General features: G+C 66.7%; 16 protein-coding genes. 9 read left to right on the top strand and 7 right to left on the bottom strand.

The window, feature by feature from the left end; genetic code table 11:
• Positions 1 to 8: 8 nt before the first annotated feature.
• The 5 genes from KHZ24_03520 to KHZ24_03500 form a co-directional block, all read right to left on the bottom strand.
• Positions 9 to 1,067 (bottom strand): NAD(P)-dependent oxidoreductase, encoded by a 1,059-nt coding sequence (locus KHZ24_03520; GenBank protein MBS5450266.1) that lies wholly within the window; start codon positions 1,065 to 1,067, stop codon positions 9 to 11.
• An 82-nt stretch (positions 1,068 to 1,149) separates the two neighbouring features.
• A complete protein-coding gene (locus tag KHZ24_03515) occupies positions 1,150 to 2,103 on the bottom strand; it encodes a DegV family protein (protein ID MBS5450265.1) in 954 nt (317 codons plus the stop codon).
• 103 nt (positions 2,104 to 2,206) lie between these two features.
• A complete protein-coding gene (gene raiA, locus KHZ24_03510; protein ID MBS5450264.1) occupies positions 2,207 to 2,818 on the bottom strand; it encodes a ribosome-associated translation inhibitor RaiA in 612 nt (203 codons plus the stop codon).
• A 186-nt stretch (positions 2,819 to 3,004) separates the two neighbouring features.
• On the bottom strand, positions 3,005 to 3,949 hold the full coding sequence (locus KHZ24_03505; GenBank protein MBS5450263.1) for a transporter substrate-binding domain-containing protein: 945 nt from the start codon (positions 3,947 to 3,949) through the stop codon (positions 3,005 to 3,007).
• 446 nt (positions 3,950 to 4,395) lie between these two features.
• Entirely contained in the window at positions 4,396 to 5,178 is a 783-nt protein-coding gene (locus tag KHZ24_03500; GenBank protein ID MBS5450262.1) for a ComF family protein, read from the bottom strand.
• Positions 5,179 to 5,475: 297 nt separating this feature from the next.
• Between KHZ24_03500 and KHZ24_03495 the strand changes: the two genes are divergently transcribed.
• Both KHZ24_03495 and KHZ24_03490 read left to right on the top strand, forming a co-directional pair.
• A complete protein-coding gene (locus KHZ24_03495) occupies positions 5,476 to 5,925 on the top strand; it encodes an NfeD family protein (protein ID MBS5450261.1) in 450 nt (149 codons plus the stop codon).
• A gap of 46 nt (positions 5,926 to 5,971) precedes the next feature.
• On the top strand, positions 5,972 to 6,943 hold the full coding sequence (locus tag KHZ24_03490; protein ID MBS5450260.1) for an SPFH/Band 7/PHB domain protein: 972 nt from the start codon (positions 5,972 to 5,974) through the stop codon (positions 6,941 to 6,943).
• A 100-nt stretch (positions 6,944 to 7,043) separates the two neighbouring features.
• On the opposite strand, the gene KHZ24_03485 is transcribed toward KHZ24_03490, so the two are convergent.
• Entirely contained in the window at positions 7,044 to 7,454 is a 411-nt protein-coding gene (locus KHZ24_03485; GenBank protein MBS5450259.1) for a PaaI family thioesterase, read from the bottom strand.
• 314 nt (positions 7,455 to 7,768) lie between these two features.
• Between KHZ24_03485 and KHZ24_03480 the strand changes: the two genes are divergently transcribed.
• Complete coding sequence (locus tag KHZ24_03480) at positions 7,769 to 8,833, top strand: transporter substrate-binding domain-containing protein (GenBank protein MBS5450258.1); 1,065 nt, start codon at positions 7,769 to 7,771, stop codon at positions 8,831 to 8,833.
• 357 nt (positions 8,834 to 9,190) lie between these two features.
• Here KHZ24_03480 and KHZ24_03475 read toward each other — a convergent pair whose 3' ends face one another.
• Positions 9,191 to 10,747, bottom strand: coding sequence for a threonine/serine exporter family protein (locus KHZ24_03475; protein MBS5450257.1), 1,557 nt, complete (start codon positions 10,745 to 10,747; stop codon positions 9,191 to 9,193).
• Between the two features lie 557 nt (positions 10,748 to 11,304).
• On the opposite strand from KHZ24_03475, the gene KHZ24_03470 reads away from it, so the two are divergent.
• From KHZ24_03470 to KHZ24_03445, 6 genes are all read left to right on the top strand, one after another.
• Positions 11,305 to 11,532, top strand: a complete 228-nt coding sequence (locus tag KHZ24_03470; GenBank protein MBS5450256.1) for a hypothetical protein — start codon at positions 11,305 to 11,307, stop codon at positions 11,530 to 11,532.
• A 71-nt stretch (positions 11,533 to 11,603) separates the two neighbouring features.
• Positions 11,604 to 12,590, top strand: coding sequence for a transporter substrate-binding domain-containing protein (locus KHZ24_03465; GenBank protein ID MBS5450255.1), 987 nt, complete (start codon positions 11,604 to 11,606; stop codon positions 12,588 to 12,590).
• Between the two features lie 151 nt (positions 12,591 to 12,741).
• Positions 12,742 to 13,449, top strand: coding sequence for an amino acid ABC transporter permease (locus tag KHZ24_03460; protein ID MBS5450254.1), 708 nt, complete (start codon positions 12,742 to 12,744; stop codon positions 13,447 to 13,449).
• 13 nt (positions 13,450 to 13,462) lie between these two features.
• A complete protein-coding gene (locus tag KHZ24_03455) occupies positions 13,463 to 14,179 on the top strand; it encodes an amino acid ABC transporter permease (protein ID MBS5450253.1) in 717 nt (238 codons plus the stop codon).
• Between the two features lie 27 nt (positions 14,180 to 14,206).
• A complete protein-coding gene (locus KHZ24_03450) occupies positions 14,207 to 15,409 on the top strand; it encodes a pyridoxal phosphate-dependent aminotransferase (protein MBS5450252.1) in 1,203 nt (400 codons plus the stop codon).
• Positions 15,410 to 15,454: 45 nt separating this feature from the next.
• A complete protein-coding gene (locus tag KHZ24_03445) occupies positions 15,455 to 16,288 on the top strand; it encodes a CoA activase (protein MBS5450251.1) in 834 nt (277 codons plus the stop codon).
• Positions 16,289 to 16,365: the final 77 nt, after the last annotated feature.

Here is a 16,365-nt window from a genome sequence, read left to right as displayed (position 1 = left end):
TTCCGTCGCTAGTTCTGCGAGAACGGCGCCTCGAAGCCGCTCAGGCGCTCGGCCGGCGTCTCCTCCTCGTCGTCATCGTCAGCGTCGTCGCAGCCGCACGAGCAGCCCTCGCCATGCGCGTGGCCGTGGTCGTGCCCGCAGCCGCATGCGTCACCGCCCTCGACCTCGTCGGCCTCCTCGTCATCGTCGTCGAGGTTGAGCACCGACCAGTCCAGGCCCGCCTTGGCGCAGCTCTCCTCGTCGGAGTAGACGAGCGACAGCGCCTGCGTGCCCATGCGCGAGCCGCCGATCTCGGCAAGCATGCTGTACAGCTGGGCCGCCGTCTCCGTCGCGGGCAGCGTGACCTCCTCGTCCTCGGCCGTCGTCAGCGCGAGGTTGAGGTCCTTCACGTAGTGCTCGACCATGAAGCCGGGGCGATAGTCGTCACGCAGGATCTTGGGGCCGAGACCGCGCATGATCGTAGAGCCGGCCGTACCCGTGAGCAGCGCCCCGAGCATCTTCTCGACATCGAGGCCACCCTGCTTGGCAAACGTGAGGCCCTCGACGAGACCGAGCATGCAACCGGCCAGCGCCACCTGATTCGTGAGCTTGGCCATCTGGCCCTGGCCCGCGCGGTCAAACGTCAACACGAGCGTGCCGAGCACCTTGAGCACGTCGAGCACGGGCGCAACGGTCTCGTCGTCGGCACCGCAAAATATCGTGAGCGTCGCGGCCTTGGCCCCGTCCTCGCCACCCGTGACGGGCGCGTCGAACGCATGGAGGCCAGCGAGCTCGGCAACGTCGTGGATGTCGCGAGCGAGCTGTGGCGACGACGTCGTCATGTCGATGAGGTACGCGCCGCGCTTCGCCGCCGAGACGATGCCGTCCTTCGCGAGGTACAGCTCCTCGACCTGCTCGGGGTAGCCCACCATCGTGATGACGACGTCGGCGCCCTGCACGGCCTCGACGGCGCTCGCGGCGAGCTTGGCTCCCTTGCCCACGAGCGGCAGGGCCTTCTCAGGCGTGTGGTTGTAGACGGTGAGCTCGTAGCCGGCGTCGATGAGATGCCCCGCCATGGGGGCACCCATGAGGCCCGTGCCGATAAAGGCGATGGTCTTGATGTCCAAGGAAGTCCCTTCCGATGGGAGTCGATACGTGTGCGAGAGACGCCTAGCGCTTGCCGCGTCCGCCGGCCATGGAACGGCGATCCGTGCCCCAGAACGCCAGGGCCAGCATGCCGGGCCCGACGTGCGACCCGATCGTGGGATCGAGCTCGAAGCGGATGATCTCGGGGCAGGCAACGCCGCGCTCGTCGCAGTATGCGCGCACGAGCGCCTCGAGAGCATCGCCGTCCTCGCGGCAGTCGGCGTCGACGATGCCCAGCGGCAGCGAGGTGTCACCGTCCCAGCATGCACGCATCTGGTCGACGACCCACTTGAGCGCCTTCTTGCGGCCGCGCGACACGCCCATGAGCGTCAGCGAGCCGTCGAGGTCATAGGTGAGGTCGGGCTTGACGTTGAGCAGCGACGACACGGACGCCGCCGCCTTGGGGATGCGGCCGCCCGCAGCGAGCCACTTGAGCGACTCGAGCGTGAAGTAGCCGTGCATGCGGTTGCACGCTTCGTCTGCCCAGTCGGCGATGTCGCCCATGGGCATGCCCTCGTCGCGCAGCTTGCACGCCTGCTCGGCCAGCAGCAACGCCGTGAGAGCCGGAGCACGGTTATCGAGCACCGACAGCTCGAACGTCGGGTGGGCACAGCGAACCTGGGCGGCAGCCGTCTCCGCGTCATGAACCGACGAGGAGAGGCCCGCCGTGAAGCTCAGGTAGAGCGTCGGAACACCCTGCTTGGCGCACCACTCGAATATCTCGGCGAACACGCCTGTGGGAATGGCGCTCGTCGAGGCTCGCTCGCCAGAGCGCATGCGCCCGTAGAAGTCCTGCGACGACAGCGAGGCGCCCAGATCGTCCCAGTGCTCCTCGCCGCCCAGAACAAACGGGAACTCGATGACGTCGACGCCGAGGCGCTGCGCGAGCTCGGAGCTGACATCGCTGCACGAGTCGATGATGATGCGGCAGGTGGGGTGCGTCGAGAACGCGAGGAGATGAGGTACAGGCGAAGCCATGCAGGTAAGCCTTTCGACGAGAGGGCTGGGAACGTGAGGGCGCCACATACACGTGCGCCCCGCGTTTGGGGCGCGGGGCGCACGCGGACGAGCGTTTGCAGAGCTAGGCGGTGTGCTCGGGCATCGCCGGCGCCGGTGCGACCGGCTTGATGACACCGTAGCCGCCGTTCTTGCGGCGATACATGACGTTGACGTCACCCGTGTCAGCGTTCGTATAGACGAAGAAGTCGTGCCCAAGCAGGTCGACCTGCAGCAGGGCCTGGTCCTCCGTCAGCTTCGTGAACTCGATGAGCTTCTCGCGGACGACGTAGTCCTCCTCGTCGTCTGCCTCGGGCGCCGCGGGATCCGGCTCGGGCGTCACAAGCTCGTCAAGCGGCACGCCGGGCTCGGCCTCGGGACGGGAGGCGCGCTGACGGCGGTCAACGACGCGCGTCTTGAACTTGCGCAGCTGGCGGGACACGCGGTCAGCCGCCATGTCGACGGCGGCATACATGTCGGTTGCGGCCTCGGACACGCGAACGACGGCGCCCTTGATGAAGACCGTGACCTCGACGACCTGAGGAACGGGGTTGGACGGGTTCTTCTCAACGCGCAGGACGACCTCGGTATTCATCGGGATGTCGAACACGTTCGTTGCCGCCGACAGCTTTTCCTCGACATAGTCGCGAAGGGCGTCAGTGACGGCGATGTTGCGACCAGTGACGGTGACGTTCATGACGGCTCCAATCAATCGACCAGTAGATCCCGCCCCAGGGCTGTGGCCTCGAGGCAGGTCGCGCTTCGCAGGAGGGACGCCCGCCGCGGGCATCCGGTGCGTATCCCTAGCTTACCCGTAAATGGCCCCGGTTGAGTCGAGTTCCCGCAGCAAGTTGGCAAAAGTTGGCGAAGGCCCCGCGCGGCGTTACTCGCCCTCGACGGGAGCGGCTTCGCCCTCGGCGGGAGCCGCCTCGCCCTCGGCAGGCACCGCGGCGGGGTCGACGGCGGGCGCGGTGGGCACGGCGGCCGCCACCTGGTTCTCCGCCGTGATGGAGGGCAGATCTCCCACCCATGAGCTGCGGATCAGGCTCTGGATGCCGTTGGACGCAAGCTCGTCGACGGCACTCTGCACAGCGCTCTGGAGCTCGGCGTTGCTCGCCGCCACGGCGATGCCGCGCGTCGTGGGCATCTGGAGCGCGCCCGCCAGCGAGATGTCGTCATAGGAGGCGGCCAGATAGCCTCCCATGAACGAGTCGCACACAACGTACTTCACGGTGCCGGCCTGGAGCGCGTCGAACGCGTCGTTGAGCGTGGCAAAGCCCTGCTGCGCAGCCGTCGGCGCCATGTCGGCAAACGTCTTGGAGCTCGCGGACTCGCTCTGCACGCCAACGGGGCCAGCGATGACCTCGTCGAGCGTGAGCTTGGCGCCCGTGTAGTCCTTCATGAACACAGCGGGCGCGGCATCTGCGTAGCTGCCCACGACGACGCTCAGGCCGTCGGTGATCTGCGTGGGGCTCACGCCCATGACGACGTCGACGTCGCCGGTCGAGGCGCCCGTCACGCCCGTGCCCACGTTGACGAAGCGAGCGGTGAGGCCCATCTGCTCGGCCAGAGCGAGCGCAACGTCCACGTCGACGCCGCTGATGGTGCTCGAGCCGGACTGCGCAGCCCACGCATAGGGCGCGTTGGACGAGTTGATGCCGATCGTGAGCACGCCGTCCGTCTTGACGACGGGCGAGCTGACGACGGGCTGCTTCGCCGCGGCGTCCATCGCCTCCTGCACGGACGGGTAGCTGCTGCAGCCGGTCAGGGCCAACGCACAGGCGGTGGCGACAACGGCGGAGACGGCGAGACGGGTGATGCGCTTCATGGCGTCAGCTCTCTTCTGGCTCGCGGCGAGCGCGCTCGGCTGGTACGGGCGTCGCTTGCGCCGACATACGGGCCGCTGCGTGCGGCCTCCTGTCAAAACGAACGGTGTTCCCCCGGCTGACCTGGTATTTGGCCCCACACTCGCGTGCTGGGACGGTCGCTCACGCCGCCGCAGCGGCCCTCACTACTGGCCCTCTCGCCCGCGGGACAGGTTTGTCCCTATCAACGGGCGGCACGACTTACCCCTAGGACGAGCCATGCTCGCGCCCGCGCGCACGCCGACGCTTACGTGGATCCCTTTGGCCTCGTCTGCCATGGACTAGGGCGACCCCATGGGGACGCCCGCAACCACAGACCCGGGGGAACCTGGTAATAGTAGCAGACGGGAGACAACTTGGACCCCGCACAGGGTCACACCACGCGCCGGCCACGAGGCCGAGGGCGACGTCACCACGCGCGGGCGACGCAGGCCCCGTACACCCGGCAAGCGCCCGCGGCGCGCAGGGCACCGGCGCAGGCGAGCAGCGTCGCGCCCGTTGTGAGCACGTCGTCAACGAGCAGGACGCGCTCGCCGTCGAGCCGCGCGCACGCCACAACGTCGCCCCGGGCGTTGGCGCGGCGGCCCTCCCGCGTCAGGCGACGCTGGTCGGCGCCCCCGCCGCGCGCCAGCACGTCGCGCACGGGCAGGCCGAGCAGCCCGGCGAGGGGGCGGGCGACGGCGTCCATGTGGTCGAAGCCGCGGCGAGCGAACGCGGCGGGCGTCGCGGGGACGAACGCGAGGCACGTGGCATCGCGCACGTCAAACGCTCGGGTGAACGCCAGCGCCTGGAAGAGCACGTCCGCAAGCAGCGGGGCAATGCGGCGCTCCCCCGCGTCCTTGTACGCACGGATGAGCGCGTCGAGCGGCCAGGCAAGCGACCCGGCGCAGCACACGCCGTCCAGGGCACTCGCCAGCAGCCCAGCGGCGGAGGCGTCGTCCGGGCTGGGGTCGGAAACGCCCTCGTCATCGGCGCCGGTATGCCAGTCCGTGCACTCCGTGCAGACCAGCGCCCCAAACGGGGCCCCACAGCGCGGACAGGCATGCGCCTGGTCAGCGAGGGGCAAGCGTGCCCGGCACGCGTCGCACAGCAGCACGCCGGGAGCGTCGCAGCCCGCACAGCGCGTGGGCCACAGCAGCTCCTCGAAGCCCTCCCCCAGCTCGCGCACCGCACGACGAACGCGAACCGGCACGCGCATCGCGCCCCTCGCGAGCGTGGGGCGACCCGCCGCCCCGCGCGCCCGCATTGCCCTCGACGATCGCAGTGCCACCTCACGCCCCCGCTCTCCCGCCTCGCCCCGACCGGTCCACCATACGTCGCGCCGTCACTGCCTGTCGATATGAGGCCTCATCATGCGGGGCGCGCCCCCATGACGAGGTGCAGGCAACGAGCCCATGCGGGGAGGTTCGACCTGCCTTCGCAACCGCTGAACATCCCCGCGTGGGGGTATACTGGGGCATATCGCACGCATCGCACAAGGAGGCGGCTCATGGGATCGTTTCTGCCGTTCGTCTGGCTCGGCGTCGCCGTCGTGGCCGGCCTCGTTGAGGCGGCCTCACCGCTGCTCATCTGCATCTGGTTCTGCCTGGGCGCCGCAGTCACGTTCGTCGTGAGCCTCTTCGTCGACAACGTGCTCACGCAGGTCATCGTGTTCCTCGTCGCCTCGTTCGTCATGCTGCTCGCCCTGCGTCCCTTCATGCGCAAGCGCGTCAACGCCAAGGGGGAGCCCCAGATGAACGCCGACGGCTACGTGGGGCGCGTCGTCACCGTCACGCAAGGCATCACCGCAACGCACGACGGACGCGCGCTGCTCGGCGACACGTCGTGGCTCGCACGCTGCGCCAACGGGGGCGAGCTCTCCAGCGGCTCCCAGGCCCGCGTCGTCTCCGTCGACGGAGCGCGGCTCGTCGTCGAGCCGCTGGGAGGAGGCGCCGCCTAGCTCTGGCACGCACGCCCCATTCACCCCCTTCAAGAAGGGAACGCTCATGTTCGAGTCGCTCGATATCAACTTCGCCGGCGTCATCGCCATCATCGTGGCCGCCGTCATCGTGTTGTGGCTACTGTCCACGTGCATAAAGATGGTGCAGCAGACTGACGCGCTCATCATCGAGTTCCTCGGCAGCTACCGCGCCACGTGGAAGGCTGGCCTGCACTTCAAGCTGCCGTTCGTCGAGCGCATCGTGCGGCGCGTCAGCCTGAAGGAAAACGTCGTCGACTTCGAGCCGCAGTCGGTCATCACGCGCGACAACGTAACCGTGCAGATCGACACCGTCGTGTTCTACCAGGTCACCGATCCCAAGCGCTACGCGTACGGCGTCAACAACCCGCTGGCCGCCATCGAGAACCTCACGGCCACGACGCTGCGCAACGTCATCGGCGACCTCGAGCTCGACCAGACGCTCACGTCGCGCGAGAGCATCAACTCGCGCATGAGCATCGCGCTCGACGAGGCGACGGACGCCTGGGGCATCAAGGTGAACCGCGTCGAGCTCAAGGACATCACGCCGCCCCAGAGCATCCGACAGGCCATGGAGAAGCAGATGAAGGCCGAGCGCGAGCGCCGCGCCGCCATCCTGCAGGCCGAAGGCGAGAAGCAGTCGCAGATCCTCGAGGCCGAGGGCAACAAGCAGTCCACAGTGCTCCACGCCGAGGCCGAGAAGCAGGCCAAGATCCTGGCAGCCGAAGCCGAGAAGCAGGCACAAATCCTTGCGGCCCAGGGCGAGGCGGAGGCCATCCTCAGCGTGCAGAAGGCCACGGCCCAGGGCATCGAGATGATCCGCGAGGCAGGCGCCGACAGCGCGGTGCTCACGCTCAAGAGCCTCGAGACAATGCAGCGCGTCGCCGACGGCCAGGCAACGAAGATCATCATCCCCTCGGAGCTGCAAGGCCTCGCCGGCCTGGCCACGACCGCTGGCGAGCTGTTCAAGGCGACCGACGATCCCGCTGGGTCAAAGTAGGCGACCGACGCATTCGTCGCACAAAACGTCAGGCGCCCCGGGCAACGGCTGTTCCTCCGTCGCCCGGGGCGCCTTTTCGTGCCGAGATGCCCGCCCGCTCCTAGGCCTCGGCGCTGACCGGGGACCCGGGCTTCTTGTGCAGGTACTTGATGTAGATCGTCAACTGGGAGACGTTGAACGTCGCGCCGTCGGACAGGCGCTTCTGCTCGATGGCCCACACCTGCGTGCGGCCGCCGCCATGCACCATGTGAGCGTGCGTCTCGATCGTGTCGCCCAGGTTGACCGGCAGCATGTGCGTCGACTCGAGGTTCAGGCCAACCGGGTGCGCATAGTCGGGCGAATAGCCGGTCATGGCGGCCTTGTTGGCGCAGTTCTCCGCGAGCCACGCACTGATGCCGCCGTGCAGAATGCCGTTGGGCTGCAGCATGACGTCGCTCACCTTCGTGCGCGTCAGGCCCTCGTTCGGCTCCATCTTGACGTACTCCACCTGCAGGATGTCACTCAGGTTCATGCGCGATACCTCCTCGGGGCGGCCGCTCGGGCCTTGTCTGCGTCCTGTGCCGTGCGTGCGGGCTATCATGCCCGCCTTCGTCCCTCCCACCGGCGCGATAGGCTTCACGCCCCCACATCCGACAAAGGAAACACAGCGAGGGAGCACCCAACGCCCCAACAGGCTGGGGACTGGGAATATTGTCGCGGTACGGTGCAGGCGAGATTTCTTTTCTTACCCGCAACACTTGGGGGAATAAGGTTGCCCATATATACATGCGCGTCTGCGCCCGACCGCGGACGCGCGATCGCTTCCACAGGGAGAGGATGCCAACCATGGCACAGCACGACATACGTCCCGCAGCGGGCATCTCACGCCGATCATTCATCGGGCTAGGCGGCGCAGTTGCCGGCGCCGGTGCCCTGAGCCTCGTGCTCGCTGGCTGCGGAGCTGACACCGACACGGCAGCCAGCGACGCCGGATCGGATGCCCCCGCGCAGGGAGAGGCCTGCGCCGTCAAGATCTCCAGCAACAACTCGACGCGCCCCTACTGCTTCATCAACGAAGACGGCGAACTGGCCGGCTACGACATCGACAGCCTCAAGCTCGTCGAGGAGAAGCTCGACGGCAAGTACGCGTTCTCGTTCGAGGGCATGCCGTTCGATACGATGATCGCCTCGCTGCAGTCCGGCTCGAGCGACATGGCGAGCTGCGCGCTCTCCCGTACCGAGGAGCGCCTCGAGAAGTACCTCGTGCCCGACCAGCCCTACGGCCTCGCCCCCATGGTCCTCGCCGTGCGCAAGGACTCGGGCATCGAGAGCCTGGCTGACATGGCGGGCAAGACGCTGCGCTGCAACGCGACGCTCGCCGAGTACCAGGCCATCCTCAAGTACAACGCCGACCATCCCGACGCGCAGATCACCGTCAACAGCCAGGATCCCATCGTCAGCGACGCCGACCTGTTCCGCGCTGTCGAGAACGGCCAGTGCGACGGCATCCTCATCTTCAAGGGCGGCTTCGACGACGCTCAGAAGGGCGCCGGCACTGACCTCGTGGCCGTGGGCCCTGTCATGATCAACGCGCTGTACTACCTGATGCGCGTCGGCGACGAGGAGCTGTGCGCCGACGTGTCAGCCGCCCTAGCGACCGCCCGCGAGGACGGCTCGCTCGGCAAGGTGGCGCAGCAGTGGTTCGGCGAAGACGTATTCGCCGCCTATCCGGACTTCCCCATCGGTGCCGACATCATGATCGACGGTGGGTCGTCCGTGTACTCCGTCGTCGAGGACGGCGTGCTGAGCGCGGCGAGCTCGGACGCCGACGCAAAGGTAGGCTCCGCGAGCTCGTCCAAGGACGCAAAGGCGAACTCTGCAAGTTCGACAAAGGATGCCTCTCGCGACTAAGTCTGCGGACGCCCCTCCCGACCAGCGAGGCGTCCGCCACAAGATCTCGCAGCGCCCGGGGGCGACGGATGGGAAGTCCATCGCCCCCGGGCTTTTTTGGGCGCGCGGAAGGTCCCTCGTCGCCGCAGCGCGAGCACTTTCGCATCGGATCCGCCGTTCCACGGACAGAAACAGAGCTGATGCATGCCGCCTCGCAACCGAAGAGACCACGGCGCGCCATGCAGCCAGCAAAACCGCAGGTCGCATGCAGCGAGCGAGCCTCGGCTTCCAGACGGCCCATTCACGAACTCGATTTCTGCCCACGAAGCGAGGCTCCCCGAGCAAAGCCAGCGTGTCGCCCAGCAGGCCCGGCCGCCCCTATCGGTCGTAGCGCCAGTTCTTGTCGGTGAGCATGCGCGCGATCGCCAGACCGATCGGCAGGCACAGTATGATGATGAACGCCTCCATGCCCCAGCTCAGCGCCGCCATCGCGCTAAGGTCGCCCAGGTAGTACATCGCGCGGTACAGGTAGAGGCCCGGCACCATGATGACGATGGACGGCACGGTCAGGCTGATGCGCGGCAAGGTGAAGCGAAGGCCGATAACGGACGCGAGCAAGCCCGAGATGAGGGCGCCCAGCAACGCGGCGGCCTCAGGCGGCATACCCGCGAAATCGATGAGCTCGAGACGTGCCGTGTTGGAGACTGCCCCGATGAGCGCGGCGGCCAGACACATGCGCGGCGGGCTGTTGAACATGACGGAGAAGCCGAACACGCCGACAAAGCTCGCCACGACGCGTAGCAGGCACTCCACGCCCGGATCGAGCCCGAGTGGCGCAAACTCATCGGGCTGCAGTGCCACGAGCTTGGCAATCATCCACCCCACGATCGTGGCGCCGATGACGATAGTGAGCGCATACGCCAGCCGCTGGAGGCCCGAGGCAAAGCGGAACTTCGCGATATCCAGGCCGCTCGTGATGAGCGGGAAGCCCGGAATGACGAAGAGCATCGCGCCGATATAGCCCGCCGCGTGGTGCATGGCGTTGGGGATGACCAGCGACAGCAGGGCGAGCGTCGCGGCGTAGCACAGACCCGCAACAGCAACGGAGAGCGCGGCGGAACCGAACTGGTTGATGCGGCGCTTGAGCATGAGGCAGCGCACGAAGTTGCCGATGCCTGCGCCGACGAGGGCGCCGAACATCTCGATGAGCCCACCGCCGAGCAGAAAGACGAACGCGCAGCACGCGAGGCCCGCCGCGAGACCCTGCTGCCACGGGCTGTAGCGGCCGGGATGCTTCTCGATCGTGTCGAGCAGACGATGCACGTCGCTGACCGTCAACTCGCCCAACCCCTCCTCGAGCTCGTCGACGACGCGCTCGAGGATCTGCATGCGCTCCGTGTTGACGCCCGTCGCCGGAAGGGAGGCGACCTCGGTAAACGCGGCGTGGCCGTCCGTGATCGTCAGGTCAATGGACACGAGGCCCACCTCAGCCTGACAGGAAGTCCCGAGCAGAGCCGCCACGTGCCCCATGACCTTCTCGACGCGATAGCCGCTCGCACCGCTTGACAGCACGAGCCGGCCGACGCGCATGACGATGGAGGACTTCGTGGAAATGCTCGCGTCCTTTGCCAGCACGTCCCGGTCCTCGATGACGCTCTCCCAGCGGAGCTTGAGGCTGCGCAGGTCGGCGCTGCGATGGAGGTGGGAGTCGTGGCGCGAGTCGATCGTGCGCGTGGAGAGCTCATGCTCGAGCGCCTCGATCTCAGCATTCGTGAGCGAGTGCGGCATCGAGTCGTACGAGGAGTCGTGCACCATCGTCCCGGGCATCTTGCTGTCAGCGGAGCGCTGCGCGCCCATGTCAATCCCACCCCCGCGCCGTCGGCCAGCAAGGCCCGACGACATGCCATCCTTCACCTGTACGTCACGATCCAGCATACGCCAACACCCCACAGCGCACGCAAACCAAACGCAAACGCGCAGCGTATGGACGCAATATCGAGCCAGGCGGACAGAAAAACCTCGCGTGAGCAATCCGTGCGATTGGGGAGGATTTCGTTTTCCCGCGCCCAAAGACGACTTGACGGCGCCTCCACGCCTGTCGCAAGATGCGCGATAGCAGATGGAGAAGGGGCATCGCGCGCAGTACGCAGATCAGCGATGCGCCCACGTTACGGAGAGAGGGGGTGTTCACATGATGCCATGGAGCAAGGGGCAGGGACGATCGTCATGTAGAGAGACGACCTGCCGTGTGCAGGGACGCGGGTACAACGGAAGAGCAGCCAGCACAGAAGAGGTCCCGGGCGGCGCCAACAGAGGGCGCGGCAAGGGCTTTTTTTATGCGCAAAAACAGGCCGACCGCTCTCGGCCCGCGACGGTGTCGCCCCATCCGGCTCGCGGCGCCTCGCCCTGAGTGAGCGAAACACCCGCCCGGTCTGGGCAGCCCGCATCGGCATGCGCCTTGTTGCGCGTCTTCGAGAAACGCAGGTCACATCGTGAGTGTGAACACCCCCTCTTCGCACGGCCCTGCCCGCTTCGGCGCAGCGTCGCGTAACGACCTCGTCGGCATCGCCCTGGGCATTGCCGGCATCAGCCTAGTTGGCGGCCTCGTCGCCCTGCGCCCCGAACGCGAGACGACCAATCGCCCGACGCCCCGCCGTCCCATCCCCGCCGACACTCAGCAGGCAGATCCCGAGCCCACGTCTGTCGCAGGCATTCAGTAACCCCCATCTCGCGCGGTGAAGGAGCCACAAAAATCCAGCTCCTCGCCTCATCACAGAAAGAAGAACATCCCATGAACAGCGCCCACTCCACCGCGTCCAGCACGCGTGGCATCTCCCGCCGCAGCTTCTTCTGCCTGGCCGCCGGCCTCGCGATCGCCAGCACGGCTGCCCCTCTGACGTGCCGTGCCTTTGCCGCCGACAACCCGCAGGTCGTAAAGATCATCACCTCGAACCAGACGAAGCCGTACTGCTTCGTCAACGAGGACAACGAGCTGCAGGGCTATGACATCGATGTCCTGAAGCTCTGCGAACAGAAGCTCGGCGGAAAGTACCAGTTCCAGTTCGACGGCATGCAGTTCCAGAGCATGGTCGCCTCGCTGCAGTCGGGCGCATGCGACCTCGTGTCGTGCGCCATCGCCCGCACGCCCGAGCGCCTCGAGAAGTTCATCTTCCCCGAGGAGCCCTACTGCATCGGGCCCATGGCAGCGGCGGTGCGCAAGGACTCCGGCATCACGGACGTCCATGGCCTGGCTGGCAAGAAGCTGCTCGTCAACCCGACGAACGCCTACTACCAGGCCCTCGTGAAGTACAACGACGAGCATCCCGACGAGGCCATCGAGCTCGTCGAAGCCGAGAACGTCGGTGATGTGGCGAGCTGGTTCCGCGCCGTCGCCAACGGTCAGGCCGATGCCTGCTACACGCTCGTCTCGAGCTTTGACTCCATTCAGCAGGGAGCCGGCACCGACCTCGCACTGACGGAGACCGTCACGTACGGCCTAGACTTCTTCATGCTGCGCCCCGGCATGGAGGGTCTGGCGGCCGACCTCACGACGGCGCTCAGGGAGGCAAAGTCTGACGGCAGCCTCGGCGAGCTGGGCAAGAAGTGGCTCGGCGGCGACGTGTTCGCCGAGAACGCTGACTTCCTCAAGGAGGGCGCCGACATCATCGTCGGCAAGGGCGACACGTACTACTCCGTCTCCGATGACGGCGTCCTCGTCGACGTGAGCGCCCAGAAGGACAGCTCGGCTGCGTCGGACGCCAAGGAGGCTGGCAAGTAGGAGCACCGGGGCGCCCGAGCGGGTTTCTTCGCCCCCGTTTGCCTGAGCACCTCGGGCGCGGCGCCAACACGCGGTACCATTGTCCCGCCGGCGCCGCGCCCGACACGCCCGCCCCGCAAGCGTCCCCGAAGAGCGAGAGGTTCTGCACGCGATGACTTACCTGGTATTCCCGGAGAGAATCCCCGAGTTCATACTCAAGGTGCTCCAAGCGTTTCCCCTGACGCTGCTCATCATGGTGACGTCGCTGCTCATCGCCATGGCCCTTGGCTTGCTCGTCGCCATGGCGCAGCTCGGCTCGAAGCGCTGGGCGCACGTCATCGCTCGCACCTGGGTGTCGCTCATGCGCGGCATCCCGTCGCTCGTGATGATATTCCTGCTGTACTTCGCGCTTCCGCAGGTGCTCAAAGCGACGGCGGGAATAGACATCGCGGCGGCGAACAAGGTGTACTTCATCGTGGCGGCGCTCTCGCTCATCGCCAGCGCCGACATGGGCGAGATGATGCGCTCGTCGTTTCTCGCCGTGCCGCGCGTTCAGACGGAGGCGGCCCTGGCCTGCGGCATGACGCAGGCGCAGGCCGTGCGCCGCATCGTGCTGCCCCAGGCCGTCGCCACGGCCATCCCGCTGTTCGGCAACCTCGTCATCTCGCTGTTCAAGAGCACGTCACTGGCGTTCTCCATCGGCGTCATCGACATGATGGGGCGCGCAAACGTCATAGCCGCCGCCAACTACGGCGCCTATCGCCTCGAGCTCTACGTCTCCGTCGCCATCATCTACTGGGTGGTGTGCGTCGTGCTCATGCTCGCGTTCATGGGCCTCGAGCGCACGACGACGCGCGGGCGTCGCCGGGCAACGGCGTAGGGGGGGTGCCGCGATGATCTTCGACGTCGATTTCCTGCTCCAAGCGGCCCCCGCGGTCCTCAGCGCGCTGCCGCTGACGCTGGCCATGGTGTTCGCCTCGGCCCCACTCGGCTGGCTGCTCGGCTTCGCGCTCGCCCAGGCCCGGCTCAAGCGCATCCCCGTCCTCAACCAGCTCGTCGCCGTGTTTGTGTCCATGATGCGCTCCGTGCCCGAAGTGGTGCTGCTCTACGTCATGTACTACTTCATGCCGGTCGTCATCTACAACGCACTGCTGTCCGCCGGGATCGAGGCCAACGTCGCCGCGGTGCCGCCCGTCGTGTTCGCCGTGCTGACGTTCGTGCTCAACCAGGCGGCGTACTCGTGCGAGGTGCTGCGCTCGGCCATCGCCTCGGTGGACGCGACGCAGATGGAGGCGGCGCTGGCGTGTGGCATGACGCACGGCCAAGCCATGAGGCGCATCGTGCTGCCCCAGGCCATCGTGGCGGCGCTGCCCAACCTCAACGGCCTGTTCGTGGGCCTGTTGCACGGCACGTCGCTGGCGTACTTCGTCGGCGTCCACGAGATCATGGCGACAAGCGTGCTCGAGGCAAACCAGAGTTACGCCTACCTCGAAGCCTACCTGCTCGTCACCATCATCTACGAGGTGCTGAGCTTCGCGTTCAACCGCGTGTTCCACGTCATCGAGCTGCGCGCTGGACGATATCGGGCGCTGCAGCCTCGCAAAGGATAGGAGGCGCCCCTTATGGGACGCAATGCTATGCGGTACGACTTTACGACGCGCGTCAATCGCGCCGGCACTGGCTCGTCCAAATGGGACGGGATGTTGAAAGACTGCCCCGATGTCCCTGCCGACGTCGTGCCGCTGTCCGTAGCTGACATGGAGTTCGTCAAGCAGCCCGAGATCGCCACGTGTTTGCATCGCATCGCCGACGAGGCCATTCTCGGCTACACCGGACCCACTGACGCCTACTATGAAGCGGTCATCGGCTGGCAGGAGCGCCGCCACAAGTGGGCGCCCGAGCGCGACTGGATCGCGACGTGCCCGGGCGTCGTGCCGGCGCTCTACCGCTTTGTCGAGGCGCTGACAGAGCCCGGCGACGGCGTCATCATTCAGCCGCCGGTCTACTTCCCGTTCAAGAGCGCCGTCCAAAGCGCCGGCCGCACGCTTGTCGAAAATCCGCTGCGGCTTGTGGGCGACGGCACGCCGCAGGCCCACTACGAGATGGACTTCGACGACCTTGAGCGCAAGGCCGCCGACCCTGCGACAAAGATGATCCTGCTGTGCAGCCCGCACAACCCCGCCGGCCGTGTGTGGACGGCCGGCGAGCTGCGCCGCTGCGCCGAGATCTGTCTGGCCCACGGCGTGTTCATCGTCTGCGACGAGATCCACAACGACCTGATCATGCCCGGACACACGCACACGACGCTGGCACGCGTCATTCCAGACGACGAACTCGGTCACATCGCCGTGTGCACCGCCCCGTCCAAGACGTTCAACCTAGCCGGGCTCGAGTGCTCGAACATCTTCATTCCCGATGAGGAAGTACGAACAAAGTTCAAGCGGCTCGGGTTCAGGCGCGGCGGCCCGTTCAGCCTCAACGCGTTTGCATACCCGGTGTGCGCCTGCGCATACAACGAGTGCGAGAACTGGCTCGACGAGCTGCTCGAGGTGCTCGACGGCAACCGCCGCTTTGTCGAAGACTATGTGGCACGCGAGCTACCCCAGATCAAGGTCATGCCGCTTGAAGGGACGTACCTGCAGTGGCTTGACATGCGCGCTTTCGACATGGACGCAGACACGCTCAAAACATTCCTGCACACGAGGGCGCACCTGTTCGGAGACGAAGGCGCCGCGTTCGGAACGGGCGGCGCCGGCTTCGAACGCATAAACATCGCCTGCCCCACGGATGTGCTGCGCGAGGCGCTCGACCGGCTCACGGTGGCAGTGCATACGCTGTAGGACAGGCGCGCGCGAACGCCCAGGGGGAGAACAGCAAGGAGAACCATGCACTACGTAGGCGTTGACATCGGCTCGACCGCAACGAAGATCGCCGTTATGGGACTGCCTGCCGAGGCAGTCACGGCCTTCGCTGGAGACGAAGCCGCGGCGGCGAGGACCGCTGCGAAAGACGGCTCGCTCGCACTCGAGCGCACGCTGCTCGCACCCACGGGGTACAGCAGCGTCGATGCCGCCGAGCGGGCCCTGGGAATGCTCGAAGAGGCGGGCTATCCCAAGGGAAGCTTCGCATGCGTCGCCACGGGATACGGCCGCATCGCCGTGCCCTATGCCGACAAGGCCATCACGGAGATCACGTGCCACGGGCGCGGTGCGGCATATCTGTTCGGGCCCGATGGCGTCGTTGTCGACGTTGGCGGACAGGACACGAAGGTCATGCACCTGGCCGGCGGCAACGTAAAGAAGTTCGTCATGAACGATAAGTGCGCTGCCGGCACGGGGCGCTTCCTCGAGATCATGGCCAACCGCCTCGGCGTCAGCCAGGAGGAGCTGTCACGCCTTGCGCGCGCCGGCCAGCCCACAACGATCTCGACGATGTGCACCGTGTTCGCCGAGAGCGAGGTCATCTCGCTCGTCGGCAAGGGAGAGCCGCGCGAGAACATCGCCAACGGCATCATCGGCAGCGTCGTCAAGAAGGTCGCCGCGCTCGTAGGGCAGGTCAGCGGCGACGCGGCGGGTTCGTACTTCCTGACGGGCGGCCTGTGCGACAACGATTACTTTGTCGCCCAGCTCGGCGCACATCTCGGTCACGAGGTGGTGACACGCCCGCAAGCGCGCTATGCCGGTGCCATCGGGGCAGCCATCTCGGCAGCCCACCTGTAAGAGAAACGAACGCGGGGCCGGACGCGCTGAACAGGCACGCAACCCCGTCGAACCATAGGAAAAAAGAGAGGGAACGC

This window comes from Coriobacteriia bacterium (genome assembly GCA_018368455.1).
In the GTDB taxonomy this organism is placed as follows: domain Bacteria; phylum Actinomycetota; class Coriobacteriia; order Coriobacteriales; family UMGS124; genus JAGZEG01.
The sequence above is the reverse complement of the archived record's forward strand: the minus strand, read 5'-3'. Positions and strand labels throughout refer to the sequence as shown.

Bases quoted from the DNA above. Each gene is read 5' to 3' on its own strand.
- KHZ24_03490 (MBS5450260.1), top strand. From the start codon at position 5,972: ATGTTCGAGTCGCTCGATATCAACTTCGCCGGCGTCATCGCCATCATC.
- KHZ24_03485 (MBS5450259.1), bottom strand. From the start codon at position 7,454: ATGAACCTGAGTGACATCCTGCAGGTGGAGTACGTCAAGATGGAGCCG.
- KHZ24_03450 (MBS5450252.1), top strand. From the start codon at position 14,207: ATGCGGTACGACTTTACGACGCGCGTCAATCGCGCCGGCACTGGCTCG.
- KHZ24_03465 (MBS5450255.1), top strand. From the start codon at position 11,604: ATGAACAGCGCCCACTCCACCGCGTCCAGCACGCGTGGCATCTCCCGC.
- KHZ24_03480 (MBS5450258.1), top strand. From the start codon at position 7,769: ATGGCACAGCACGACATACGTCCCGCAGCGGGCATCTCACGCCGATCA.
- KHZ24_03460 (MBS5450254.1), top strand. From the start codon at position 12,742: ATGACTTACCTGGTATTCCCGGAGAGAATCCCCGAGTTCATACTCAAG.
- KHZ24_03475 (MBS5450257.1), bottom strand. From the start codon at position 10,747: ATGCTGGATCGTGACGTACAGGTGAAGGATGGCATGTCGTCGGGCCTT.
- KHZ24_03520 (MBS5450266.1), bottom strand. From the start codon at position 1,067: ATGGGTGCCCCCATGGCGGGGCATCTCATCGACGCCGGCTACGAGCTC.
- KHZ24_03495 (MBS5450261.1), top strand. From the start codon at position 5,476: ATGGGATCGTTTCTGCCGTTCGTCTGGCTCGGCGTCGCCGTCGTGGCC.
- KHZ24_03455 (MBS5450253.1), top strand. From the start codon at position 13,463: ATGATCTTCGACGTCGATTTCCTGCTCCAAGCGGCCCCCGCGGTCCTC.
- KHZ24_03515 (MBS5450265.1), bottom strand. From the start codon at position 2,103: ATGGCTTCGCCTGTACCTCATCTCCTCGCGTTCTCGACGCACCCCACC.
- raiA (MBS5450264.1), bottom strand. From the start codon at position 2,818: ATGAACGTCACCGTCACTGGTCGCAACATCGCCGTCACTGACGCCCTT.
- KHZ24_03445 (MBS5450251.1), top strand. From the start codon at position 15,455: ATGCACTACGTAGGCGTTGACATCGGCTCGACCGCAACGAAGATCGCC.
- KHZ24_03505 (MBS5450263.1), bottom strand. From the start codon at position 3,949: ATGAAGCGCATCACCCGTCTCGCCGTCTCCGCCGTTGTCGCCACCGCC.